22 protein-coding genes are annotated in these 25,093 nt (G+C 69.1%); 10 read left to right on the top strand and 12 right to left on the bottom strand.

The annotated features are described in order from the left end of the window. Window positions 1–3 precede the first annotated feature (3 nt). Together Verru16B_RS03410 and Verru16B_RS03415 are read right to left on the bottom strand one after the other, a co-directional pair. Entirely contained in the window at window positions 4–1,695 is a 1,692-nt protein-coding gene (locus Verru16B_RS03410) for a ShlB/FhaC/HecB family hemolysin secretion/activation protein (RefSeq protein ID WP_069960966.1), read from the bottom strand. Further along, window positions 1,692–2,903: a mechanosensitive ion channel family protein gene (locus Verru16B_RS03415; protein WP_069960967.1), complete on the bottom strand. Its 1,212-nt coding sequence runs from the start codon at window positions 2,901–2,903 to the stop codon at window positions 1,692–1,694. Before Verru16B_RS03415 ends, Verru16B_RS03410 begins: the two co-directional genes overlap by 4 nt. A gap of 123 nt (window positions 2,904–3,026) precedes the next feature. Here Verru16B_RS03415 and Verru16B_RS03420 point away from each other — a divergent pair, with 123 nt between their 5' ends. Then, complete coding sequence (locus Verru16B_RS03420; protein ID WP_069960968.1) at window positions 3,027–4,019, top strand: paraquat-inducible protein A; 993 nt, start codon at window positions 3,027–3,029, stop codon at window positions 4,017–4,019. After that, a complete protein-coding gene (locus Verru16B_RS03425; protein ID WP_069960969.1) occupies window positions 4,016–4,879 on the top strand; it encodes a PqiB family protein in 864 nt (287 codons plus the stop codon). The genes Verru16B_RS03420 and Verru16B_RS03425 overlap by 4 nt, the downstream gene beginning before the upstream one ends. A gap of 6 nt (window positions 4,880–4,885) precedes the next feature. Here the strand turns inward: Verru16B_RS03425 and Verru16B_RS03430 are convergent, their stop codons facing one another. Then, a complete protein-coding gene (locus Verru16B_RS03430; RefSeq protein WP_069960970.1) occupies window positions 4,886–5,707 on the bottom strand; it encodes a hypothetical protein in 822 nt (273 codons plus the stop codon). Next, window positions 5,704–6,294 carry a hypothetical protein gene (locus Verru16B_RS03435; protein ID WP_069960971.1) on the bottom strand — a complete coding sequence of 197 codons (591 nt, stop codon included), beginning with the start codon at window positions 6,292–6,294 and terminating at the stop codon, window positions 5,704–5,706. The genes Verru16B_RS03430 and Verru16B_RS03435 overlap by 4 nt, the downstream gene beginning before the upstream one ends. Window positions 6,295–6,494: 200 nt before the next feature. Here Verru16B_RS03435 and Verru16B_RS03440 point away from each other — a divergent pair, with 200 nt between their 5' ends. Genes Verru16B_RS03440 through Verru16B_RS03475 form a run of 8 tightly spaced genes read left to right on the top strand, consistent with a single transcriptional unit; the run spans window position 6,495 to window position 14,991 of the window. Further along, complete coding sequence (locus tag Verru16B_RS03440; protein ID WP_069960972.1) at window positions 6,495–7,550, top strand: hypothetical protein; 1,056 nt, start codon at window positions 6,495–6,497, stop codon at window positions 7,548–7,550. 12 nt (window positions 7,551–7,562) lie between these two features. After that, complete coding sequence (locus Verru16B_RS03445) at window positions 7,563–8,150, top strand: hypothetical protein (RefSeq protein ID WP_069960973.1); 588 nt, start codon at window positions 7,563–7,565, stop codon at window positions 8,148–8,150. After that, window positions 8,147–9,028, top strand: coding sequence for a PrsW family glutamic-type intramembrane protease (locus tag Verru16B_RS03450; RefSeq protein ID WP_069960974.1), 882 nt, complete (start codon window positions 8,147–8,149; stop codon window positions 9,026–9,028). The genes Verru16B_RS03445 and Verru16B_RS03450 overlap by 4 nt, the downstream gene beginning before the upstream one ends. Before the next feature lie 10 nt (window positions 9,029–9,038). Then, window positions 9,039–12,221, top strand: coding sequence for a S41 family peptidase (locus Verru16B_RS03455; RefSeq protein WP_157772170.1), 3,183 nt, complete (start codon window positions 9,039–9,041; stop codon window positions 12,219–12,221). A gap of 44 nt (window positions 12,222–12,265) precedes the next feature. Beyond that, entirely contained in the window at window positions 12,266–13,081 is an 816-nt protein-coding gene (locus tag Verru16B_RS03460; RefSeq protein ID WP_083270068.1) for an ABC transporter substrate-binding protein, read from the top strand. Window positions 13,082–13,106: 25 nt separating this feature from the next. Further along, window positions 13,107–13,610 (top strand): hypothetical protein, encoded by a 504-nt coding sequence (locus tag Verru16B_RS03465; RefSeq protein ID WP_069960977.1) that lies wholly within the window; start codon window positions 13,107–13,109, stop codon window positions 13,608–13,610. Between the two features lie 53 nt (window positions 13,611–13,663). Further along, window positions 13,664–14,290 carry a hypothetical protein gene (locus Verru16B_RS03470; protein WP_069960978.1) on the top strand — a complete coding sequence of 209 codons (627 nt, stop codon included), beginning with the start codon at window positions 13,664–13,666 and terminating at the stop codon, window positions 14,288–14,290. Next, on the top strand, window positions 14,290–14,991 hold the full coding sequence (locus Verru16B_RS03475) for a hypothetical protein (RefSeq protein WP_069960979.1): 702 nt from the start codon (window positions 14,290–14,292) through the stop codon (window positions 14,989–14,991). Before Verru16B_RS03470 ends, Verru16B_RS03475 begins: the two co-directional genes overlap by 1 nt. A gap of 28 nt (window positions 14,992–15,019) precedes the next feature. Here Verru16B_RS03475 and Verru16B_RS03480 read toward each other — a convergent pair whose 3' ends face one another. From Verru16B_RS03480 to Verru16B_RS03515, 8 genes are all read right to left on the bottom strand, one after another. Continuing rightward, window positions 15,020–16,732, bottom strand: coding sequence for a GspE/PulE family protein (locus Verru16B_RS03480; protein ID WP_069960980.1), 1,713 nt, complete (start codon window positions 16,730–16,732; stop codon window positions 15,020–15,022). Next, window positions 16,716–16,913 carry a hypothetical protein gene (locus tag Verru16B_RS03485; RefSeq protein WP_069960981.1) on the bottom strand — a complete coding sequence of 66 codons (198 nt, stop codon included), beginning with the start codon at window positions 16,911–16,913 and terminating at the stop codon, window positions 16,716–16,718. The genes Verru16B_RS03480 and Verru16B_RS03485 overlap by 17 nt, the downstream gene beginning before the upstream one ends. Then, the gene (locus Verru16B_RS03490; RefSeq protein WP_069960982.1) at window positions 16,910–17,317 is read right to left on the bottom strand and encodes a response regulator; all 408 of its coding nucleotides are present in this window, start codon (window positions 17,315–17,317) and stop codon (window positions 16,910–16,912) included. The genes Verru16B_RS03485 and Verru16B_RS03490 overlap by 4 nt, the downstream gene beginning before the upstream one ends. 46 nt (window positions 17,318–17,363) lie before the next feature. After that, entirely contained in the window at window positions 17,364–18,869 is a 1,506-nt protein-coding gene (locus Verru16B_RS03495; protein ID WP_083270069.1) for an ATP-binding protein, read from the bottom strand. A 67-nt stretch (window positions 18,870–18,936) separates the two neighbouring features. Next, on the bottom strand, window positions 18,937–19,785 hold the full coding sequence (locus tag Verru16B_RS03500; protein ID WP_069960984.1) for a hypothetical protein: 849 nt from the start codon (window positions 19,783–19,785) through the stop codon (window positions 18,937–18,939). Window positions 19,786–19,843: 58 nt separating this feature from the next. Next, on the bottom strand, window positions 19,844–21,166 hold the full coding sequence (locus Verru16B_RS03505; RefSeq protein ID WP_069960985.1) for a DUF1501 domain-containing protein: 1,323 nt from the start codon (window positions 21,164–21,166) through the stop codon (window positions 19,844–19,846). 8 nt (window positions 21,167–21,174) lie between these two features. Next, window positions 21,175–22,917, bottom strand: coding sequence for a DUF1800 domain-containing protein (locus Verru16B_RS03510; RefSeq protein ID WP_069960986.1), 1,743 nt, complete (start codon window positions 22,915–22,917; stop codon window positions 21,175–21,177). 56 nt (window positions 22,918–22,973) lie between these two features. Continuing rightward, window positions 22,974–25,046: a dipeptidyl-peptidase 5 gene (locus tag Verru16B_RS03515; RefSeq protein WP_069960987.1), complete on the bottom strand. Its 2,073-nt coding sequence runs from the start codon at window positions 25,044–25,046 to the stop codon at window positions 22,974–22,976. Between the last annotated feature and the right edge of the window lie 47 nt (window positions 25,047–25,093).

Genomic DNA, 25,093 nt, shown 5'->3' on the forward strand with positions numbered 1-25,093 from the left:
AGCTCAGAAGTTCAGCACGGCGGAGACATGCCCGCGCGAGGAGCGACCCACGCCGGGAGCGGGCGGTCGCAGCTGCCAGCCGTAGGTGAAGGCCACCTGCAGGTGGCGGGAAAATTCATAGTTCACGCCGAGGCCGATGGATTCCAGCTGGCGCTGCTCCCGCAGGCCCTGCGCCGCCTCCACCGGCGTGCGGTCCGTGAGCCAGACCCGGCCCAGATTGTAGCTGGCCGAGAAACGGACCGCATCCGCCGAAGCTTGCTCCTGCCGGCGAAAAACATGCCAGACCGGCGTCTGTAGCTTGGCCTGCGCCCAGACCGCGCTGTCGCCGAGCACGGTGGCCTCACTGTAGCCCGGCATCGTGTTGGCGCCCCCGAGGGCGAACTCGCTCGAGGGCGGGAGCCGGTCGCCGGTGAGGCGCGCGCTGGCGGCGAGACTGAGGGCATACGCGCGCGGCAAGGCCACGCGATGGCTGGCCCCGAGGTCGAGGTAGGCGTAGCGCGCCCCGATACGCGAACGTCCGCCCGCCGACAGGTCGGCGCTGGCGTTGCGCGGGCCGATCCCGCCCGGGCTGAGATAGACCGCGGCCTTGAGCGTTGACTCGCCCGCCGGGCCGGGACGGCGGGCGGCGATCTCGGCCAGGAATTCGTGGGTCTGGTACGCACTCGAAAACACGCTGGTGCCGCCGAAGAGGATGTCGTTGTCGCTGCTCCGGATCTCGTACCCCGCGGCCCAGTCGATCTCCCAGAGGCGCGTGCGCGGCAGCTCGCCCGCATAACGCAAGCCGAGCCGCCAGGAGCGGCCCGCGCTGTCGAAGGTCGGGCCGTCCACGTTCGGCTCCGCGAAGGCAGCGTTGACCGTGACCAGGTGCCGCCAGCGCAGCGGCACGGTGTAGTCGGCCGCGATGCCTCGGTATTCCGCGGCATCCCGGCCCTGGGTGTAAAGGAGGTTGAGCTGGTGCTCCGCGCCCCAAAGGTTGCCCGCGCGCACGCCGGCAAACCAGCGGTCACGACCCAGCGCCGCGACGTTCTCGTTGTCGTAGCCGGCGAAGGCCTGCCACGGCCGCCGCTCCGTCACGCGCAGCACGACGTCGGTGGTCCCGAGGTCCCGACCGCGCTCGTAGACCAAGTCGACGCGCCGGAACGGATTCTTGTTCAACCAGTCGAGGTCGCTGAACAGCGTGCCGGCGTACAGCGGTTCCCCGGGCTGCGTGCGCAGTGCGGCCTGGATGCGCTCCGCGGAAAAATACCGCGCGCCCTCGACCTTCACGGTGCCGAGGTGCGCCTCGAGGATGATGACCTGCACGGTACCGGTGCTGATGTTCTGTTCGGGCACGGCGGCGTCGGCCAGCGGCCTACCGGCGCGTCGGTAGGCCAGCACGACCTCCGCCGTCAGCTCGTGCAGCAGAGCCAACGTGATGGGCTGGCCGAGCAGCGCGGTCGCTTTGGTCTGGAACGCGGCATCCGCCGCGACCACGGGGGCGGCCGCGAGATCCAGGCCCGGCGTCTCCACCCCGGCCGGCACGAAGTCCTGCAGCGCCTGCCGCAACACCACGCCGCGCAGGGGCATTTCGGTCGCAACATCAGGCTGCGCCCCGGCGCCCAATGCGGCGATCAGGCCGGCGCCGGCGGCAAGCCAGCGCCGGAGCCCGGCCCACGGCGGCAGGCCCGGCGGGCGGGTGTTGGAGGCGGCATTCATGGGACGCGGGGGATCTTCGCGGTCGCCGGGTCGTTCTCGTAATGGGGCGACATGATCTGCACGCCCGCGGCGTGGAAACGGTTTTGGATGGCCTCGTGCAACACGGAGAAGGTCCGGCTGCGCTGCGTCGGGTCCACGGCCGCGAAGACCAGCTCATACCGCACATAGAAGTCCTCGAGGGCCGCCTGCCGCACCCAGGGGGCCGGATCGGGCCGGATCGCCGGCACATCGCGCGCCGCCGCCAGCAGGAGGTCGCGCACCTGCGTCCAGGGCGCATCGTAGCCGATGGTGACCGTGGTGAAAAAACAGGCGGGCGCGCCGGGCTGGCCGCGGGAGAAATTCCTGATCTCCTGCGCGAGCGTGCTGTTCGGCAGTGTGATCACCACCCCGTCCCCCGTGCGCAGCGTGCAGGAAAACAGGCCGATCCGCTCCACCGTGCCGTCGCCCTGCGGGGTCTGGACAAAGTCGCCCGGACGGACCGCGCGCGTGTAGATCAGCACCAGCCCGTTCACCAGCTGGCCGACCAGGTTGGTGGATCCCAGCGAGACCATCAGGCCGGCGAGAATGGTGACCCCCTTGAAGGCCGCCGTTTCGCTGCCCGGGATGTAGGGATACGCGATGATCACGGCTGCCACCCACAGCCCGACGCCCGCCAGACGGCGGGTCACCTCCGCGGTCACGGCGTCGAAGCGCTCGCTGGCGATCTCGCCGTCCTCGATCGAACGGAAATAGTTGTTCAACACATCGTGGACCACGCGCGTGAGGAAATAAAGGATGGCCACGACCCCGAGGCCGGGGAGCGCAGTCACCACCTTGCCGGCGATCAGGCGCAGCTCGCCCAATACGCCTTGGATCAGATGGTCGCCCCAGGCTCGGGTGCCATCAAAGAGCTCGAGCACGAACGCCACCCACAGGAAAACCCCGACCATCACCAGGGCGAGGCTCAGCAGCCGCACCAGGATGCGGGCGTTCAACCGGATCTGCCGCACGCCCAGCAACCGCAGCCGGTGCGAACCGATCTCCCGCGTCCAATCCAGGGCGCGTCGTTCGATCCAGGCCAGCAACCGGCGCCGCCCGGACCAAACCAGGGCGATCCCCAGCACCAGCAGCGCGGTCGCGACCACCAGCCAGGCGATCAGGCTGAACAGGCCGCCGGGGATGGTGAGGACCGCCACGCAGGAGTCGAAGGGAAGGACAAGGGTGTGCATGAGGTCGGGTCGCGATTTTCCGGGGACTAAGACAGCACGCGCGGAAAAATCTGCAAGCTCGCACCGGAGAACCGGAGTGAGCGGCGGTTTGACAGGCCGGCCCGGCGTCCTTGTGCTGCCGCGGTGCACACCTTCCCTGGATCCGGGGGCACCCGGGCGGTCACGGGCCGTTCGCCGGCGGCGCTGGCTTGGAGCCTCACCGGACTGATCCTGCTGCTGGTGTCGCTGCAGCTTCCCTTCGTGGCGGCGGCCAAATTCGGCCGGACCAACGAGGGCCGCATGTTCTCCGGGATCGCGAGCCTCTGGCACCAGGGCCACGTGCTGCTCGCGGCGCTGGTCGCGTTTTGCGGGCTGGTCGCCCCGCTCCTGCTACTGGGCAGCCTCACGTGGCTGGCGCTGCGCCCCGGGGGGGCCGGCGGTCATCCGCTGCGCCGGTTCGCGCGGTGGCTCGAGCCGTGGTCGATGCCGGACGTGCGCCTGCTGGCCATCCTGGTCGCGTTCGTGAAACTCTCGGCCCTGGTCGAGGCCGCGCCCGCTGCGGGCCTGTGGTGCTACGGCGCCACCGCCGTCTGCACCTTGCTCGCGCTGCGCGCCCTGCCGTCTGCGCCGGCCGAGACCAACGACCGCCCGGCCAACGTCCCGGCCGCCGCGGCCTGCGGGCTGGGCGCGCTCTGCCTGCTGGTGCCGGCCTATTCCCTTCCCGTCATGAGCTTCACGCGCCTCGGCCACGAGCATGCCGACACCCTGCTGACCAGCGTGCTCAAACTCTGGCACGGCGGCCTGTGGGGCATCGCGCTTATCGTGTTCACGGCCAGCCTGCTGGTGCCGGTGCTGAAACTGCTCGCCCTGGGCGTGCTGCTCGCCGCCGCGCGCTGGCCCGGGCTGCTGGACCCGGCGCACGCCGGTCGCCTGCAGCGCCTCGTGCACGGCATCGGCCGGTGGTCCATGCTCGATGTCTTTCTCGTCGCGTTCCTCTGCGGCCTCGTGCAATTCGGCAGCCTCGCCCGGATCGAGGCGCGCCCCGGCGTGGTGGCCTTCGCGGGCGCGGTCATCCTCACCATGCTCGCCACCAGCGCCCTGGAATCCACCCGGCGCCCCCTCCCTTCCCACCCATGAGTGACTCCCCCGCCCCCTCCTCCCGGTTCGCCGGCTTCCTCGTCTGGCTCGTGCCCCTGACCGCCCTGGTCGTGAGCGGCTGGCTGCTCGTCCGCCAGCACCGCGACCGCGGTCCGGTGATCGAGATCGCTTTCGCCAACGGCGCCGGCCTCGAGGCCGGCAAGACCCCGCTCGTGCACAAGGGCGTGGTGGTCGGCACCGTCATGGAGGTCGGCCTCAACCCGCGGCTGGACGGCGTCACCGTCCGCGTGCAGCTCGACGGCACCGCCCGGCCGCTGGCGGTCGAGGGCTCGGAATTCTGGCTGCTGCGGCCCGAGATCGGGCTGTCCGGCGTCCACGGTTTGGAAACCCTGCTCAGCGGCGCGCGCCTCAGCGTCCGCGCCGGCGTCGGCCGGCCGGCCATGCGTTTCCAAGGCCTCGACCGCGCGCCCGCCGGCGAGGGGCTGCAGCCCGGCCACAAAATCGTGCTCCGCACCGACAAGCTGAACAGCCTGCAGCCCGGCTCGCCCGTGCTCTTCCGCGAGGTCAAGGTCGGCGTGGTCGAGGACCACCGGCTGGCCGACGACGCCACCCACGTCCTCGTCACGCTGCGGATCTTCCGGCCCTACGACCGCCTCGTGCGGAGCGACACGCATTTCTGGAACTCCGGCGGCCTGTCTATGAAGCTCGGCCTGCTCGGCGCCCAGGTGCACACGAATTCACTGGAATCCCTCATCACCGGCGGCGTCGCCTTCGCCACGCCGGACAACACCACCAGCGACCCCGTGCCGGAGGGCACCGTCTTCCCGCTCTACGACGACGCGGAAAAGGCCTGGCTCAAGTGGGCGCCCAAGCTCCCTCTCGGCCCCGACCCGCGCTGAGTCCGCTCACGGCTCGAGCACGACCGCCTCGCCGCGGGCCAGACAGACAAACAGCGCCCGGCTGGCGAGGTCGCGGGTCAGGAAGGAATTCCGACCCTCCGCCTCATGGAACGATGCGACCACGTTCTCCCCGAGCGGATACCGGCGCACGAGCAAGGGCAGGTGCGCGGCCAGTCCGGGGTCCACAGCGTCCATGTCGCCCGAGATCCGCACCAGCAGGCGACGGTCCAGCCAGAACACCCAAACATCGGTCGTCACGTCGGTGCGGGCGGCGATGAAAAGCTGCTGCGGTCCCTTGACGTCCCCGGCCCGGGCGAACTCGCGCCGCATCGCCGCGACCGCCAGTGCCTGGGTCGCCGGGCGCGGCGCATGGAGGTTGCCCCGCGTGGACCGGAGTTCCTCGAACAAGGCCGCCCGGTCGAATGCCACCCGCTGCCACGCCGCCGGATCGCCCGGCGGTGTCTCCTCGTGGCTGCCACGGATGACCCGGTAGCCGGCGCTCTTCACCGGCAGGTCGAGCTCCGGGATGTGATAATCCGCCTGCTTCAGGCCCAGCAGCACCTTCGCCTGCGGCAGCCATAGCTCGGCGAACCGGCTGCGGTCCTCCGGATCGCGTTGGTGCGGCTCGACGCCGCGCACCCAGACGTCGATCGTCGTGTCCGCCTGCGTCGCCCCGAAGAACGCGTCGTCCAGATACCAGTAATAAGTGTAGCGGATCACCTCGCGCAGCCAGTCGCGGTCCGCCAACGCCGGGTCGATCTCCGCCCGGGCCACCGGGGTCAGCGGGGCGAGGACAAGCATCAGGACGGCCAGCAGCCGCGCGCTCACCGGAGCCTCCTCAGGGTGAAGAACCGGTTACCCCCCAGGCCGCCCCGCCACTGGTCGCCGATCCGCACGAAATTTCCGCCCGGGCGGAAAATTTCGCGGTCGGTCATCCAGCCGTAGGCCGAGCCGGTCACCGGCACGCGGTCGATCTCGCGCAACGCCGCGAAGCGATCCCCCGGGGCGTTCGCCACGAAGTCGTCGGCCAGCTCCTGCGCATGGTTCATCAGCCGCGCGAAGCGGCCGGGCACACCTCGCCCGGCGATCACCGCCAGGTGGTTGATGCGCTCCTGCACGTGGTCGCTCAGCGCCGGCCGGCCGGACGCATCGCGATAAAAGCCCTCCACCTGGCCGTGCACCCCGCCCGCCGTGAGGAGGTCCATGACATCCCACGTGGTCACCGCCGCCACCTGGCGCTGCGTGTAGCCGGGTGGAATATGGCGCAGTCGGTTGCGCAGGACCCACAGGATGGCCGCCTGCGCCGCCATGGAATCCTCCTCGCTCACCCACCCGCGCTCACCCGGGAAGGGCACCTCGTTGATCAGCAACCGGGCGACATATCCGCCCGCGGTATCCGCGGGCGCCAGCGTCACATTGTTTGCCGGCGCCGCCGCTTCCGTCGGCCGCGTGGCCAGAGCGCAGGCCAGTAAAACAAAAATGAATGTCCGGCGACGATGCATCTGGTTCCGGACAACCCATGCGCCGTCCGGGAACGCGCCGCAAGTCCGCAACGGCATATCGTAACGATTTCGCGGTTGATCGCCCCGCGCCAAAAACTAGGCTGGTCGAAACAATGCAATCCCGGTCCCTGCTCCTGCGTGTGGCACTGATCATGGCCGGGGGCTTCGTTCTCACCGGCTGCATCAGCCGCGGCCCCGCCTCCATCGCGCAACAGCGCGGCCCCTACTCCGAGGTGCTCGCCCTCACCGACAAGGAGGAGCTGCTCACCAACATCGTGCGCCTCGCCTACCTCGATGCGCCGGTGTTCCTGCAGGTCGCCAGCGTGACCGCCTCGCCCTCCATCGAATACGGCACCGAGTCCGAGCTCCGCCTCGGCGACGGCTCCAGCCCCAACCCGCTCGCCCTCGGCAAGCCGAAGGTGATCATCAAGGACTCGCCCACCATCGTCTACCGCCCGCTCCTCGGGAAGGAATTCTCCAGCGAGCTGCTCATGCCCTTCGACATCCGCGCGGTGTTCCTGATGATCGACAACGGCTTCGATTTCTCCGTGCTCGCCCAGCTGCTCTTCAAGCAGTTCAACCACCTCAGCAACGCCCGCAGCGCCACCACGGCGGAGCGTGCGGAATTCCGCCGGGTCACGGACGCCATCGCACGCCTGCTCCAAAGCGGCGCGCTGCGCCTGGGCACCGGCACCGAGGGACTCCGTTCGGCGGACGGCAAGGTCGTCGCCGAGCTCAAGGATGAGGCCGTCGACACCCCGGACGGCCGGCTGCTCATCAGCGCGCTGGGGCTCGATCCCGGGCTGCGCACCTACGAGCTGAAGACCGGGCTCCAGGGCTCGAATGCGAGCATCGCCCTCAGCACCCGCTCGCTGCAGGCCCTGTTGAGCTACATGTCCAACTACGTCCAGCCGCCCCCGGAACACGCCGCGCTGGTCTGGCCGACCGACGCCCGCAGCGAGCCCGACCCCCTCATGCGAATCCTGTCGAGCCGCACGCGCCCCGACAACGCCGACCCCGCTGTCTTCTACAAGGGCTACTGGTTTTACGTGCGCGCCGACGACCTGCGTTCCCGCAACACCCTGTTCCTGATCCGCCTCCTCTTCAATCTCCAGGCCCAGGCCAGCAGCGGGGACAACACCGTCCAACTCACCTTGCCGGTGAAATAACCCGTAACGTCCATGAGTTCCCAAACTCCCGCCGGGTCCCTCGCGCCCGACCGCGCGCTCCCGCGCTCCTGGCCCGGCACGCTCGTCGTGCTCGCCCTCGCCGCCTTCTACGGCTTCGGCCTGACCGCCCTGAGTAACCGCCTTCCAGGCACCAAGCCGGAGCCCGCCGGCGTGACCGTCGATCTCGGCCATGGCCTGAGCGCGGTCACCCCCGCCGGCTGGTCCGCGGACCTCACCCGGATCGTGCCCGGCGACACGCTGGCCTTGACCCAGCCCACGAGCTCGCTGGTCGCAACCGCGTTCGCGTGGAACGGCACGGAACCCGAACTCATTGAGCGCACCCGCCGCCTGTTCGAAGGCACCCACCGCATCCACGTGCGCGGCACGCCGGCTCCCTTCCGCACCGCGGACGGACTGGAGGGCCAGACCTACGTGATCTACGGCGAGCAAATTGACGGCCGCGTTTGGATCGGCCGGCTGCCGGATGGCGAGTCCGGCTTTGCCGTCCGCGTGCGCAGCATCGCCGGCCAGGGCGAAGCGGCGCTGCGCGATGCCGAGGCCCTGGTCGAGAGCCTGCACTTCAAGGTGGTGTCGCCATGAACGCTCCCCAACCCCACCCGGCTCCGCTGCCACTGTTCCAACCGCGCCGCGCGGCGTTCTGGCTGTTCCTCCTGCTGGTCGTCGCCGGCCTGTCTACCGTCGGCCAGACGCTGCTCAGCGGCTTGCGCGTCATGCCTGTCTCCGCGCTGGCGGGCGCCGCGGCCTGGGCCCTCTATACCCTGCCCCTGCTGTGGATTTTCCGTCGCCTCGGGGTGTTCCGCGGCCAGACGGCCGCGCCGTTCGTGCTGGCCTTCGCGTGGGGCGGACTGGGCGCGGTCTTCCTGGCACTGCCGGCCAACCAGGCGATGTTCGGTATTCTCTCCAAGCTCGTCAGCCCGGAATTCTGCCACACCTGGGGACCGGCCATCGCCGGCCCGACGGATGAGGAGCCGCTCAAGCTGATCGGCGTCATCCTGCTGTTGCTGATCGCGCCGGGCCGTTTTCGCACCATCTCCTCGGTCATGGCCCTCGGCTTCGTGGTCGGGCTCGGCTTCCAAGTGGTGGAGGATTATTTCTACACCGTTTCCACGGCGCTGAACCACCCCAACGCCCACCAGCTGGAGCCGGTCGTGCAGATACTCGTCCTCCGCGGCGGCTTCTGCGGACCGTGGAGCCACGCGGCCTACACCGCCATCGCCTCCTTCGGCGTGGGTTACTTCGTCGCCCGGCGCGATCTCCCGACCGGACGCCGCCTCGGCGTTGCCGCCCTCGCCCTCCTCACCGCCTGGGCCCTGCACGGGTTCTGGAACTCCCCGGCGCTCGGCTCGCTGATGGAAGGCCTGACGATCTTGCTCTATTTCCCCCTGAAGGGTCTGCCCGTGCTCCTCGCCGCCCTGCTCCTCTGGCGGGTGGCCCGGCACGAAAAGACCGCCGTCTGACGACACCACCATGCGTCCACCTCTGCCAGGTACTGCCCGCCGGCTCCGACGCTTTGCCTTCACCGCCTGGTTGTCGGCCTGCACTTTGGCCATCGCCGGGGCGACAACGGAACCGCTCTGGCTGCGATACCCGGCCGTCTCCCCGGATGGGACGACGATCGCCTTCAGCTACGCCGGCCGGCTCTGGCGCGTGGCCGCGACCGGCGGCGAGGCCAGCCCGCTCACGGACGCGGGCGACTACGCCACCCACCCGGTCTGGTCCCCCGACGGCACGCAGCTGGCCGTCGCGCTCAAGCGCCGGGGCAACACCGACGTCCACCTGCTCCCCGCCGCCGGGGGCGAAAGCCGGCGACTGACCCACCACGCGGCGGCGGACCTGCCGGCCGCCTTCAGCCCCGACGGCGCCACGATCTACTTCGCCTCGCCCCGGCTCGGCACCCCGCACTCGGTCCTGGCGGGCACCGCCGCCCACACCGACCAGCTTTACGCCGTGCCCGCCACCGGCGGCCGCAACCGTCTCGTCCTGCCCACCCCCGCGCTCAATGTTTCGGTCGATGCAACCGGCGGACGCTTCCTCTACGAAAGCCGGCCGATCTACGAAAACGAGTGGCGCAAGGGCGCCGTGTCCGACGGCACCCACGACGTCTGGCTGTTTGACCGCGCGACCGCCACGCACCGTCGGCTGACCTCGTTCCGCGGCGAAGACCGTGAACCAGTCTGGGATCCCGCCAGCATTGGCTACTATTACCTCAGCGAGCGCAACCGCGCGACCAACCTCTGGCACGCGGGCCTCGAACCGGGGGCCACGCCCACGGAGGTCACTCACCACACCGGTGGCACGGTGCGCTTCCCGTCCGTCGCGCGCGACGGCTCGCTCGTTTACGGTCATGAAGGCGAGGTCTGGCGCCTCGCCGCCGGCGCGACCGAGCCCACGCGGGTTGCCATCACCCTGCCCGCCGGCGTCATCACCTCCCAACCCGCCCCGGTTGACGCCGGGAAATATCTCTCCGAGATCACTGCCTCCGCCGACGGGCGGCGCGTCGCCCTCGTCGCCCGCGGCGAAGTGTTTGTCCTCGCGACCGACACCGGGCGCCTGACCCGCATCACCCGCACCGCCGGACACGAGCAGCACGTCCGCTTCAGCCCGGATGGAACCACGCTGTACTACGCCTCCGAGCGCGACGGCGACATGGACCTCTTCGCCGCCGACCTCGGCCAGAGCGACGAAATCAAACCGGTGGAGCGCAAGCTCGTCGATACGACGGGCGACCTCCTTTACCCCCGGCCCTCACCCGACGGCCGGTCCCTCGCCTACCTGGCTGACCGCTCCACCCTCCGCGTGCGCGACCTGGCCACGGGCGCCACCGTCGATGCCATGCCCGCCGGCGGCCTTTACTCCTATGTGGACGAGGATGTCACCTTCACCTGGTCGCCGGACAGCCGGTTTCTCGCCGCCAGTGGCGGCTCCATCGTCGCCAACCAGGACATCGTCCTGCTCGACGCCACCGGTCGCAGCGCTCCGCGCGACGTCACACGCAGCGGTTTTCCCGACAGTGATCCGCAGTTCAGCTCCGACGGCCAGTCCGTGTTCTGGGTGTCCGAGCGCGCGGGCCTGCGGCAGGCCGATGCCCATGGCGGCCAGGGGGACGTCTTCCGCGCGTACCTCACCCGCGAGGCCTTCGACGCCACCCGCCATGCCGCGCCCGCGGCGCCCCCGGTTGCCGGCTGGCAGCCGCAGCTCGCCGGCATCGAGCGCCGCACGCAGCGCATCACCCCGGCGTCCAGCCTGCTGGTGTTCCATGCCCCCGCCAGCGGCGACGAGGTGTTGTTCACCATCGAGACCGATATGGCCGGCCGGATCACCGGGCGCACGGTCGCCAGGGAAGGTGGTAAGCTCCGGGAGGTCTTCACCCGGCCGGCCCCGGCCGACGGCTACGCGGTGGACGCCGGCTCCCGCCACGTCTACCTGCTCGGCGACGGGCGCGTTGACCGCATCGAACTCGCCACCGGGGAGACCAAGGCCTTCGCGCTCGACCTTTCCCTGGAAGTGGATTCCCGCGCCGAGCTCACCGCCTGGTTCGAACGCTTCTGGCGTTTGACGAAATTCAAGTTCTACGAGCCCACCCTCCACGGCCGCGACTGGGATGCCCTGCGCCGGCACTACGCGCGGTTCCTTCCGCACGTGGACGCCTGGGAGGATTTCGCCGAGATGATGTCCGAACTGGCCGGCGAGCTCAACGCCTCGCACATGGGCTGCTACTATCTGAAGGAGGACCCCGCCGCCGACAAGACCGCCTCGCTCGGCCTCTACTTTGATGACACCTACACCGGCGCGGGTGCTCGGGTGACCGCGATCCTCCCCGGCGGCCCCGCCGACCTCGCCGCCAACCCGTGCCCGCCCGGCACGCTGCTGCTGGCGATCAACGACCAGCCCATCACGGCGGAGACCGATCTCGAGGCCCTGCTCAACGGCCTGGTCGACCAGCCCGTCCGCCTGCGCCTGCAGACGGCGGTCGGCGCCCCGGAGACCGAGGCCACGATCGTGGCCATCGCCCAGAACGCCGCGCAGGATCTGGCCTACGATCGCTGGATCGACGAGCGCCGCGCCATGGTCGATCGCCTCTCCGGTGGCCGCCTGGGCTACGTGCATATCAGCGCCATGGACCTGCCCAACTACCAGCAGGTCTACAGCGATGTCGTGGGGGACTTGGGCCGCAAGGAAGCCCTCATCGTCGACATCCGCTACAACAAGGGCGGGAATATCCATGACGAGCTCGTCGCGCTCTTCACCGGCCGGGACATTGCCTCCTTCACCACCCGGGCCGGTGAGAACATCGCCCGCATCCCGACCGCGCGCTGGACCAAACCCACCGCGCTGCTGCAGAACGCGGCCGCCTACTCCGACGGCTCCATCTTCCCCCACCTCTACCAGCGCCTCCAGCTCGGCCCCCTCGTGGGCGATCGGGTCCCGGGCACCGGCACCGCCGTCTGGTGGATGTATGTGATGAATGGCTCCCTCAAGTGGGGCGTGCCGCAGCTCGGGGCCAAGGACAACCTTTCCGGCTGGTTCGAGAATGACGAAATCGTCCCCGACGTTCTCGTCACCAACGACCCCGCCGCTCTCGCCGCCGGCCGCGACCCCCAGCTGGAGGCCACCGTCGCCGCGTTGCTGCAAAAACTCCCGCAACCCTGACCCTTCCCCCCGCTCCGGCCGCGGCCACCTCCACCCTTCTCACTATGAAATCACACCTCCCTCGTTTGCTTCTCGCCCTCGGTGCGCTGGTCGCCCTGGGGCTTCCCCTGGCCCGCGCTGATGGCCTGACCGACATCTTCGAGCGCAAGACCCTGCGCGTCGGCGTCGCCGACTTCGCCCCGTGGACCTTCGTCAATCCCGAAGGCAAGCCCGAGGGCTTCGAAATCGATCTGGGCACCCAGCTCGCCCACGACCTCGGCGCCCAAGCCGAATTCAAGCTCGCGCCCCTCGCCGATCTCTTTGCCGCCCTCGACCGCGGCGAGATCGACCTGATCGCCGCCGGCCTCGCCATCACCCCGGCCCGCGCCCGCCAGGTGGAGTTCAGCATGCCCTACTTCGAGTCCGGCACCACGCTCGTGGCGCGGCGCTCCCCGGCTCCGTCCGGCCGCGCGATCGGCGCCTACAACCAGCCGGCCTCCGTCATCGTGGTGGTGGCCGACACCTACTCCGCCGGCATCGCCGCCGAGCTCCTCGACGCGGCCGAGGTCCGCATCGTCCCCGACCGCCCGGCCGCCGAGGCCGAGCTGCTCGCCGGCCGCGCCCTGGCCTGGCTCACCAACGTCCCCGATGCCCGCCTCCTCGCCCGGGCCCACCCCGAGGAGCTCATCCTCCCGCTCGACGCCCCGATCATCCGCTCCGTCTCCGGCCTCGCGGTCAAACGCGGCAACCAGGCCGTCCTCAACTACCTCAACGCCTGGATCGTCTCCCGCTTTGCCGACAACTTCCTCCCCAACCTCACCGACCACTGGTTCGGCGACTACGACTGGACCCGCCGCCTGCCGGCCCCGGCCACCCCGTAAGCCGAAAGCCTCAACGCTCATCACCATGAATGCCTCCTCGCTTCCCCGTTTTCTGGTCCTCGTGTTCGCCCTCCTGGCGTGCTTTTCGCTCCCCCTCCGCGCCGAGGAGGAAGCCTTCAAGCTCTCCCTCACCTTCACCGGCTCCGGCACCGTCGTCTCCAACCAGACCCACCTCGAAAACCGCTACAACTTCCGGACGAAGAAAAACGAGAGCGCCATCGTCACCGACAGCGGCCGCAAGTCCTTCAACGGCTCCGGCCTCATCGAGATCATCGGCAGCAACGCCCGCATCAAGCTCCCCAGCGCCCTGGTGCCGCTGCTCAACAGCGGCAACGGCGGCTGGTTCGTGGTCAACGACCTCTGGGTCAATGACGACGAGATCACCGGCATCGTCCGCATCAACGGCCTAAACCGGCCGAAGCTCCGCATCGACCGGAACTCAGGCACCATCGCGATCAGCGGCGGCTTCGGCGAGTTCAACGGCCAGTGCGACGTGGTGCGTCCCGGCGCCCCGGTCCGGAAATTCTGATCTACCGCCCCATGCCGCTAAGTCCGCATCTTCGCCGGCCGATTTCTTGGCTGATGCTGGGCCTGGCCCTGCCCGTGGCCGTCAGCCTCGGCGCGGAGGACGACTTCATTCCGCCCAGCGGGGTGAAGTTCGAGACCCTCAAGTTCAAGCCGATCCCCGCCTATCGTCCGGGCCGCGGGCCCGACGGGAACTACGAAACCCTTCGCCGTGCCGAGCTGGTCGCCGAGCTGCGGCTGCTCACCGGCGTGAAGCTGAATGAGCGGGGCACCGACCTGCTGCCCGCGCCCGTGCCCCGCATCTCCTGCCGGTTTGAGCTCTACAGCGCCGTGGACGATGCCTGGTTCGCGGAATTCAACGAGTGGTTCCACCGCGAGCTGTGGGACCTGGGCCTGACCTACCGCAAAGAAGACTGGGACTGCGACGACTTCAGCCTCGCCCTCAACGCCCTGGCCGACCTTGCCCTGCTGCAGGCGGGAGAGCACCCGGCACCCCAGCTCATCGGCCGGCTCATCGTTCGCCAGGTGAAACCGTGGGGCGGCACGCCGGCCGGCGGCGTGCACGAGATCACCCTCTACCGGTCCGGCTCCGGCTGGTACGTCGCCGAACCCCAGACCCGCGCCATCATCGCGCTCCGCGACTACCCGAACCGGCAGCACATCCAGGAAATCCTGTTCAACTGATGCGCCCGCCGTACCTTCTCCTCTGCGCCGCCCTGCTGGCCGCCACCCCGCTGCCCCAGTCCGCCGCCACGCTGAAACTGCCGCGCATGCCCAGCCCGGAGTTCGTTCCGTCGGTCAGCGCGGGCGTCCCCCTTTCCGGCGCCGAAATCCGGATCCAGCTCCAATCGCTCCTGCCCGCCGGCACCGTGCTCGTGCGTGACGTCGAGGCCCCGACGGCCGGGACCGAAGCCGGCACCGAGACCGGTAGCGAGGCCACCCGCGGCGAACCCCACACCGTGGCCGCCACGCTGGGCCGCCACCCGGTGATCGACCTCGCCGACAGCCACTACGCGCCCCTGCGCCAGGAGTTCATCCCCGTGCTGGTCGACTGGTTCGAGGCGCTCGCCACCAGCCTCGACACCACGCCGGCACAGATGCGCGCGGCCGGTTTTCGCACCAACAAGGTCGCGCGGCTGATGCGCGTCTTCACCGCCGTGCGACTCCATCGCGACCACGGCCAGGACCCGGGCATGGAACCCGCCATCGGCTGGTGCCGGATCCTGCTCCAGCAGGACTGGGGCCGCTGCCTTCAAGGCGAAACCCACACCTTCGTCCTCGTCGCCACCGACCGCGGCTGGTTCATCATCGACCCCTTCACCCGCCGCATGCAGCGCCTCGAAAAGGACGATCCCCGCTGGCTCGTGGAATTTGTCGTGATCTGACGCGGCCGGAGAGCAGCTGATCCGGGGCTCAACCTTCGAACTCGATCGGCGTCTGGGCCTCGATCTCATCGATGGTGGTCATGCCCTGCAGCACTTTCTTCAGACCGTCATAGCGTAGCGGACGGTAGCCCAGGCGGGCAGCCTGTTCGGTCAACTCGGCCAGACCGGCCCGGGCGTTGATCTTGGAGCGGATGGTCCGGTTGACGAGGAAGAGCTCGTGGAACGCCACCCGCCCCTTGTAGCCGGTCTTGTTGCACACATGGCAACCGCGGCCGCGGTAGAAGGTGATCTCGGGAAAATCCTTGTCGTTGAAATAGCGCCGCAGGACCTCGTCGGCGGGACGATAGGGTTCTTTGCAGTGTTCGCAGATCCGCGCCGCCAACCGCTGCCCCAGCACGGCCACCACCGAGGGGGCGATCATGTAGGGATCGACACCGATCTCCGCCAGCCGGGTGATGGCCTCGGGCGCCGAGTTGGTGTGCATGGTCGCCAGGACGAGGTGGCCGGTCAGCGCCGCCTCGGTGGCGATCTTGGCCGTCTCCAGGTCACGGATCTCGCCCACCAGCATGATGTCGGGGTCCTGCCGCAACAGGGCGCGGAGCATCTTGGCGAACGACATGTCGATCTTGTGCTGCACCTGCGTCTGGGTGATGCCCTCCAGCTTCATCTCGATGGGATCCTCGATCGTGGAGATGTTCACGCCGCTGTCATTGAGCTCGGCCAGCGCGGCATACAGTGTGGTGGTCTTGCCGGAGCCGGTCGGACCGGTGACGAAAATGATGCCCGAGGGGTTGCGCATGATCCGGCGCAGCGGGGTGAGGATCGGGCGCGAGATCTTCATCTTGTCCAGGCTGAGCAGCGCCTTGCGGCTGGTGCTGCCCAGGATGCGGGCCACGGCCTTCTCCCCGTACTGGGAGGGGATGGACGAGAACCGGAAATCAATGTTGGTGGAACCCATCGGCAGCGAGAAGCGACCGTCCTGGGGGAAACGGGTCTCGGCGATGTCGAGCTGGCACAGGATCTTCAGGCGCGTGACCACCGAGGCGTGGAGCTTGCGGGAAAACACCAGCACCTCGCGCAGGATGCCGTCGATGCGGTAGCGCACATGGGATTCCTTCTCCCGGGGCTCGATATGGATGTCGCTGGCCTCGCGCCGGATGGCGAAATAGACCATGGCGTTGACGAACTGCACGACCTGTTCCGTCTCGGCGATGTGGGCGATTTCCTTGCCGCCCGCGGAAAGATCGATCCCGGCCGTGAACTGGTCAAATTGCTCCGCCGACTGCCGGGCCGCATCGAGCGCCTCCTCGTTGGTGTAATGGAGCTTGAGCAGGTCGCGGATGTCGGCCGGGAAGGCGAAGACCGGGCTCACCGGCAGCTGCACGATCTTGCTGAGACTCGCGAGGTGCTTCGGGTTCGGTCGCGCCATGGCGACCGTCAGGGTGCCACCGACCCGGTAGAGCGGGAGCGCCTGGGTCTTGCCGGCGATTTCCGCCGGGAGGAGCGCGATGGCGTCCTCGGTGATGGCCAGCGTGATCGGATCCACGTAGGCCAGCCCGGTCAGGCCGCTCCAGTGGCGACCGGCCTCCTCCTTCAAAAGGTGTCCGGCCGTCACCAGGTGCTCGAGCAGTTCGAGGGGATCCTCCAGGGTGGCGGCGAGCGCATCCAGGTCACAGCCGTGGGAAAAGGTGCGGAGACGCCGGATCGCCGCGATGAAGGCGGCATCAATTTTTGGCGCCACGGGAACGGGTGGTTCGGGTCCGGAAAAGCTTCCGGATGTCGGGTTGGTGCAGCTTCTCGGTACCCAGGGAACCGGCCTGCGTCTCCAGGGCCACCTCGGCGAGCATGGCGCGCAGGGAATAACGCTCCTCGGTGAGTTCCGGCTGGGCGGGGCTCGCGGGCGGTTTATTTCCCGGGTTCATGGCTGGCGCGGCGCCTCGGCGCGATCGTTGTCAGCCTCGAGAATCTCGCGCAGCGTGTCGGCCATCTCCTCCTCACTGGCCTCCTTCAGGATGTAGCCGTTGGCGCCCCGCGCCATGGCCTCCTCGATCACCTGGCGGACGTTGACCGCGGTCAGCATGACCACCACGACCTCCGGGTCGACCTGGCGGATCTGCGTGAGCACATCCAAGCCGGAGCTGCCGATCAGATTGATGTCCAGCAGCACCAGGTCAGGTCGCGTGGCGTGGAACTGCGCCATCGCCGTGGCTTCGTCCCCCGCCGCCACGACGCTCACCTCCGTGAGGGTGGTCCTGACCAGCAGGGTCATGAAGACCTGCAGGTGCGGCTCATCGTCCACGACAAGGACTTTGGTCGGATTGGCCATCTGGGTCGGGAGTGTGAATGGGCGGCCGGTCACGGCGAGCCCGATTTCAGGCCGTCGGCGGGACCAGCGGGAGGCGCAGCCAGAAACGCGACCCGCGGCCCGGCGCGCTGTCGCAGCCGACCTGCCCGTGGTGCAGGCCGGCGATGGCCTTGACGATGGACAGGCCGAGGCCGGTGGATGATTCGCCGCCCGTCGGACGCGGGGTCAGTTTGCGGAATTTCTCGAAGAGCCTGGCCTGGTCCTCGGCGGACAGCCCCGGCCCTTCGTCGCGGACGGCGAATTCCCATTCCCCGGCCGCGGGCCCGGCGCTGAGGCTGATGGTGATGCTTCGTCCCGGCGGAGAATACTTGATGGCGTTGCTCACGTAGTTGTCGAACGCCTCGCGCAACAGCTTCGCGTCCGCCGTCGCGACCAGGCCGGCCGTGATCTCCTCGTGGATCGCGAGGTTCTTCCGTTGTGCCGCCGGGGCGTTGAAGCGCAGCACGTCGCCCACCAGCTTCGCCACGTCGGTCGCGGCCGGCTGGAAGGGCACGCCGCCCTGCTCGAGGCCCTCGTTGGTCAGGATGCCGCGGACAATTTCCGACATGTGCCGCGCGGAGCCGTGGATGGTGTCCAACACCTCGACTTCGTCCTTCACCGCCGTCTGGTCCGGCCGGGCCCGCAGCATCTTGAGGAGGAGGCCGGACATGCCGGCAATCGCCGCGAGGGGATTCTTGAGGTCGTGCGAGGCGATGCGCAGCAACTCGCCCTTGGCCGCATTCGCCTTGGCCGCGGCATCACGCTGCGCCCGCATCTCGGCTTCGGCCCGCTCCACGTGCGCCAGATGGGCGAAGGTCTGGCGCCGCATCTCCGCCATGACCTGCGTCACCAGAATGCTCGTCACCAGCGCCAGCAGCACGGTGATGAGTCCGGCCCGGCGCACCTTTCGGATCCTGCTGTCGTAGCTGTCCTTGGCGAAATCAACCCCCACGTACCCGATCAAATTTCCCGCCTGATCCTGGAGCGGGGCCCGCGCCTCGACGTAGGCCCCCGTGCTGTCGGTGTAGAGCAGGCTGTCGAAAGTGTAGACCTTGCCCGCCCGGAGCGCGGGGATCGACTTGGCGCTGGTCGCCGTCAGATCGAAGACCGCCAGCGCCGGGAAAGACTGCTGCTTGCGACCCAATTGTTCCTGCCGCATCCGGATCGTGTCGTCCATGACGGTTTCCAGCACAAGCTGCTGCTGCCGGTCGCCGGCGAGGATGCGTGCCGTCCACAGGTACTGGATGGAGGAATGGCGCCGGTGGAAGGCCACCAGCGGACGCAGCAACCGTTGGTAGTTCTCCGTCGCGATCTGCTCGGGTTTCTGGATCGACTCGTGGAGTTCAACATCGACCAATCCCGCCGCCGCTTCCGCCAGGTTACGGACATGCACGCGAATGGCCGCCTCCTCCTGCTGCTCCGCCTGGCGGTATAGATAGGTCGTGGAGACGAAGGAGCCGCCCAGGATCATGACGAAGAAAACCAGCGCGAGCATCCTCGGGCTGAGTCTGGACAGGTATTTCGACAGTGTCATGAGGCGGTTTGCGCGTCGGAAAAATCCATGGGCAGCGTGCTCGCCGCCCGGTGGCCTTCAAGCCGTTTCAGCCCGGCAAGCCTGAAAGCGCGCCTGCGCGTGTCCCGTCCGGGTGCTCAGGCCACACCCAGGCCCCCACCTCGTGTACGCGGTGAAAATCCGGCGACCACTCCGGGATCGGGGCGAGGTCCCAGCGCCAGGTGCGGTCGGGCTTCGGCAGGCCGAAGCGCTCGTGCAGCGTTTCCTTTTTCAACTGCCGCCCGTCGGGGCCGAGATCGAGGCGCGCGGCATCCGCCAGCAGCAACCGTACCCCGGGCTGCTGCGCCAGCCACGCCAGATGCCGTTTCGCCGCGGCGCGGGCGCAGCGCTCCGGCAGACCCGTGTCCTGCTCATACGCCGGGAGGGAATGGCCCGGCACCAACCCGAGCTGGGAGATGCAGTTGGCCGACACGATGAAATCCGCCAGCCCGCCCGGCGGCGGCCCCGGGTCGGCCCGGGCGAAAAAATCTGGCGCCACGGTGGCCGTCACCGTCTCGCGCACCGCGGCCAGCGCGGCGAGCGCGCCGCTGGCGTCCCAGACCTCACCCCGCACCCGGCCGGGCATTTTCCTCACCCACCGCCGCACCTCGGCACTCAGCACGATGTCCGCGAGCACGACTTCATCGAAACGCTCCGCCAATTCCGCCACGGGCACATCAAGGCAGTCACCGGCGCCGATGACCAGCGCGCGGCGGCGTTGCGGACAACGTGCCGCCGTCTCGAGCACGACCTTCCGGCACTCCGCCAGATGCGGCGCCCACGCGGCGCGCACCCGCGTGTGACGCTCCGCGATGGCCTCGTGTTCGCGCAGCAACCCCAGCTGACGCCCGGCGGGGGGACAGCGGGTGAACAGGCGACGAAGGAATCCGGACAGCATCAGCCCCGAGGGAGATCCAATTCCGCTCCCACGGCAAGGCCTCGCGCGGACCGTGCCGTCAGCCGAGATAGCCGGGGAATTTTCCCGCCCCGGCGGCGTGCGCCGGGAACACCTGCGCGAGTTCCGCCGCGGGCACCCCCATGTGCCGCACGCAGGCCTCGGCGAAGAAGTCGCGGTAATCGGTCGTGATGGCGAGATCACGTCCCTCGAACAACCGGTCAGGTGCCAGCCCCGGCCAGCGACCGAGCACGCGGCCGCCCTTCACGCCGCCACCCAGCGCGAAGAACGCCGTGCCATGACCATGGTCCGTACCGCGGTTTCCATTTTGACGGGCCGTGCGGCCGAACTCGCTCATCGTGAGCACCAAAACCTCGGACATCCGCGAACCCAGGTCGCGATGCAGCGCCGTCAGTCCCGCCCCCAACTCGCCCAGACGGTTCGCCAGCGCCCCGGCGGCGGCGCCTTGGTTGGCATGCGTGTCCCAGCCGCCGATCTCGACAAACGCCACCTCGAGCCCGACGTCCGCCTTGATGAGCTGCGCAACCTGGCGCATCCCGCGGCCGAAGGTGCCATTGGGATACTGCGCCCCGTGCGCGGGTCGGTAGTCGGCCGGCACGGCTTTTCTCAAGAGGTCCATCGCCGCGAAACCCTCCTGTCCGGCGCTGTGCAGGGCGTCACCCACGGCGGATTCGTAGAGTTGTTCAAAGCCCCGGGTCGCCCCGCCCATGCCGCCCGCGGCCGTCACCCCTACGCCGCCGACCTTGAATCGCGTGAGATCCGCGATGGCCAGGGCCTCCTCCGGGCCCTGCAGGCTGCGGGGCATCTGGCCGGTGAGCGCCACCGCCGCCAGCGCCGAGCGCCGGGCCTGGTCCTCGGGACAACAGCCGATCATGCGGTTGAGCCAGCCAGTGGCGACATGACGGTCGTCACCCGTGCCCGACTCCATCAGGTCCTGCGCCTCGAAGTGCGAGCGCGAGGCCAGCGGGTTGCCGCACGCATGCAGGACCGCCAGCTCCCCCGCGCCGTAGAGTTCGTGCAGGCCACGCAGCGCCGGGTGCAGACCGAAGTGACCGTCCAAATCCAGCACGCCGGCGGCGCCCGCCGCCCGGGCGGGCGCGGCGAGCGCAATCTCGCCGCGCAGGCGGTAATAATCGCGATCACCGTAAGGCACGACCATGGAGAGGCCGTCGGCCGCGCCACGCTGAAAGACACAGACCAGGGTGCGCCGGCCCCCCGCCGACTTCCGTCCCTCGGCGCTCAGCGCGGCGGCGCGGACGAAGGCCGGGCCGAGCAACGCCCCCGCCCCAAGCGAGGCGAAGGCGAGAGCGCCTTGCTTGACGAAAAAACGACGGGAGATGGGCGGATGAAAAGAGGAGGACATGGAAGAATTCACCGGCGCTGGAATTCGGGGGCACCCAGGAGCAGCGCGAGCGCCTTGCGGCTGTTGATGGGGGTGGCTTCGCCGCCGGCCGACTCCTCGAGCTGGGCGAGCACGATGCGCCGGGTGTTCTCGCCCGGCTCCTTGCCGAGCACGGTGCGACCGAGCGTGGTGATGACGGAGGCTGGTTCGTCGGTGTCGGCGCCCCGCAGCAGCGGGCCCGGCTCGACCCGGCAATCGGCCACCTGCCCACCCGTGAGGGCGAGGGCGAAATTCAGCCGGGCCACCAACGCGCCGGCGTTGACCCAGTGCGAGGAATCCTCGGGAAAACCCGTCGGCGGGCCCCACGCGTAGAGCGGCTGGCCCATCTCGACGAGGTGCATCAGGGCCGTGCGCCGCGGCAGCGCCGCGATGCGCTCGGCGCCGCGGCCGAAGACCAGCCCGGCCTCGACGGCATGGACCGGCGGGCGTCCGGCCCGCGGCGGCACCTCGACCAGGGTGGCACCGGTCGCCCGCAGCGCCGAGGCCAGGAACTCGAACGGCGACTTCGTCTTCGCGCCGCGATATTCCGGTCCCAGGAATTCCGGCGAGGCGAACAGCGCCGCGTAGGTGCGGCGCAGGTCGCCGTCACTGGCCCGGAACTCCGCGGCCACGCGCTCAACCAAGGCCGCGGGCGGTGTGTCCGCCACGAAACGCTGGCACAACTTGGTAGCGAGGTGGCGCGCGGTGGCCGGATGCGTGGCGAGCAGGTCGAGCACGCGCTCCCCCTCCGCCTGGCCGCCGCCCTTGATCTTCGTCCCCAACACGGTCTTCGGCTTGGGGTCGTGCATCCGCTCGCGAAACACAAAGCGGCCGTCGCGCGGGTCGACGGTCCAGCCGGTGAAGACCCGCGCCACTTCCTGCACGTCGCGTTGCGTGTAACCGCCGTCCACCCCGAGCGTGTGCAGCTCGAGCAGCTCGCGCCCGTAATTTTCATTCAGGCCGCCCTTCCGCGGCCGCGCGGCCGGAGCGGCGGCCTCTCCGTCCGGACCCATCGTTTTCGCCCCGGCCTGCCGCTGCCGCGCCCGCTCGCGATCGGTCAACTCCCGCTCCCGCGAGCTGCGGGCGTTGTCGAGGTACACGAGCATGGCAGGGCTTTGCGCGGTCGCCCCCAGCAGGTCGCGGAAGCGGCCAAAGACATGCGGCCGGATCGTATCCTGCTCATACGTGACCACGGTGGCGCGGACCGCCTGCTTGCGGACATCGACGTTGAAATGGTTGAACCAGAAATCCACCAGCACCTCCTCGAGCTGGCGCTCGGAGCGCACGGCGCGGGTGAGTTTGGCGTATTGGAGTTCACCGAGGGCCTGCGCGACCACCGACCGTAAGGGATCGTCCTGGGCGGTCCGTGGGCGGGTGGCTTGCATCGGTTCGCCCTCGGTGGCCTTGGCTGCGTTGGCCTTCTGTGCCTGGTTGCGTTGCTCGTGGTAGGCCGTGACCAGGGCCGCAGGCGTAAGCTGGAGGTGGGTCAACTTCGCCACCGCGGCCTGCGCGGCCGCATCGGGCAGGCCCTCGGGCTGCAGTTGCGCCCGAATCCAGGACGGCACGCCCTGGGCGGCGACCCGCTCGACCTCGCCGGGACGCGGGCCGTAGCCCAGGCGGTTCAGCACGTGGGCCGCCGTGGCCTGCTCCGCTTCGGTCACGGCCGCCGCCGCGATCCCGCCCGAAAGCAGTAGAAAAACGAGGGGCAGGGCCAACCAGCGGACGCGATCCATGCCCCGGAGACGTTGTCACCCCGGGGCCCGGTTACAACCTTTGGCGGGAAGCCGCCCTACTTCTGCAAATACTCCGCCAGCCAGTCGAAGACCGTCGTGTGCCAGAGCTCGCTGTTGGCGGGCTTGAGCACCCAGTGGCCCTCGTCGGGAAAATAGAGGAGCTTCGACGGCACGCCCTGGCGCTGGAGCGTGGTGAAGAGGCTCAGGCCCTGGTTGAGCGGGACGCGGAAATCGAGCTCGTTGTGGATGATCAGATTCGGCGTCCTGAATTTGGCCGCATGCCGGTGCGGCGAGAATTTCTCGAAATCCGGGTTCTGCCACGGGATGCCGTGGTCCCACTCGTCGAACCAGGTCTCCTCCGTCGTGCCGTACATCGAGGTGAATTCATAGACGCCGCAATGCGTGACGAGGGTCTTGAACTTGTCGGTGTGGCCCTGGAACCAGTTCATCATGTAGCCGCCGTAGCTGGCGCCCGCCGCCGCCATGCGGTCGGTATCGATCCACGGCTGCTTTTCCAGGTGCGCGAGCGCGGCCATCAAATCCTCGAACACCTTGCCGCCCCAGTCGTGCGAGATCTCGTCGGTGAACTGCTGGCCGAAGCCGGTCGAGCCCCGCGGATTCGGCATTGCGAGCACATAGCCCTGCGCGGCCCAGAGCTGGGGGTTCCAGCGCGTCGACCAGGAATCCAGGAAGGCGCTCTGCGGCCCGCCATGGACCCAGAACACCAGCGGATACTTTTTCGCGGCGTCAAACCCGGGTGGCTTCAGGATATACATCTGCACAGGCGTGCCACCCGCGCCCGGGACCGTGACCGTTTCGGCCGCCGGCAGCTCGAGCTCCGCCAGCAAGGTTTCGTTGGTCCGGGTCACCGGCATCGGCGCCCGGCGCGTGACCAGGTCCGCGCGCCACACCTCGGGGGGCTGGGTGTAGCTTGAGTGCAGGAAATAGATCTGCCGGCCATCGGCGGAGCGACTGACATCCCCGTTGACGCCGCCACCGTGCAGCTTGCGCGGCGTACCGCCGGCCACCGGCACCTCGAACACCGGTTCGGTCCCGGCCTCCTGGGCGGGAAACACGAGGCTCTGGCTGTCGGCCGCCCAATCAAGCGCGCCGACCGACACATCCCAATCCGCGGTCAGGCTCCAATCCTCGCCGCTATTACGCGAGTGCAAGCGCACCTGCCAGCGGTCGGCCTCAAACCCGGCCCGGGCCTGCGCGCGATACGCGAGGTATTTGCCATCGGGCGAGTACCGCGGGTGCGTGTCGGCCGCGGGACTCGTGGTGACCTTGCGACGCTCGCCGGTGGAGAGGTCCACCGTCCAGATATCATGGTTCGTGGACCAGGCCTGCTCGCGCGTCACGTGGTGCGGGGCGGCAAAGGCCAGCTCCCGGCCGTCGGGCGAAAAATCAAATTCATCGCCTTCCTCAAAGGTGGCGGAGGTCGGCACGGCGTCGTTCTCGCCGGGCGTGACGTTGCGCGGCTCACCGGTGGCGGCGCCGGCCTTCATCGGCAGCACGAAGAGATGCTTGCGCTTGCCGTCCACCCACGAATCCCAATGCCGGTAGAGGAGCTGCGTGATGACCCGGGCCTTCACCGGGGACGCTGCCCGGGCGGCCAGCTTTTCCTTGTTCAAGCGGTCGGCCTCGGCAAAGGGCCGGTCAGAAAATTCCGGGAACACCTCCGAGACGAAGGCGAGTTGATCCCCCGTGGGCGCCCACACGGCCTGACCGGCCTCCGTGGAGAGGTCCGTGAGCTGGCGCGCCTCCCCGCCGGAAGCTGGCACGATCCAGAGCTGCGTGCTGCCGCCGCGGTTCGACTCAAAGGCGATCCACTGCCCGTCCGGCGACCAGCGGGGGTGGCGGTCATGCTTGGGTGAACCCGCCAGCAAGCGGGCCTCGCCGCCCTCGGCCGGGATCACCCAGATGTCGCTCTGGGTGCGGTTCTCGGCCTTCAGCACCTCGGTGACCACGTAGGCGACCGTGCGACCGTCGGGCGAAAGCTGGGGATCGGACACCCGCTTGAGCCGGAAGAGGTCCTCCAGTTCGAGGGGCCGGGCGACCGCGGACGCGAGGCCCGCGAACAAAAGGAGGGAGCAACCGAAGGCCTGACGGAGTGAAGCAGGTGACATGGGATGATTTTTGCCCAGTTAGGCTGATTTCCGCCCGCATGCAAAGC

The organism is Lacunisphaera limnophila, from assembly GCF_001746835.1.
GTDB classification, from domain to species: domain Bacteria; phylum Verrucomicrobiota; class Verrucomicrobiia; order Opitutales; family Opitutaceae; genus Lacunisphaera; species Lacunisphaera limnophila.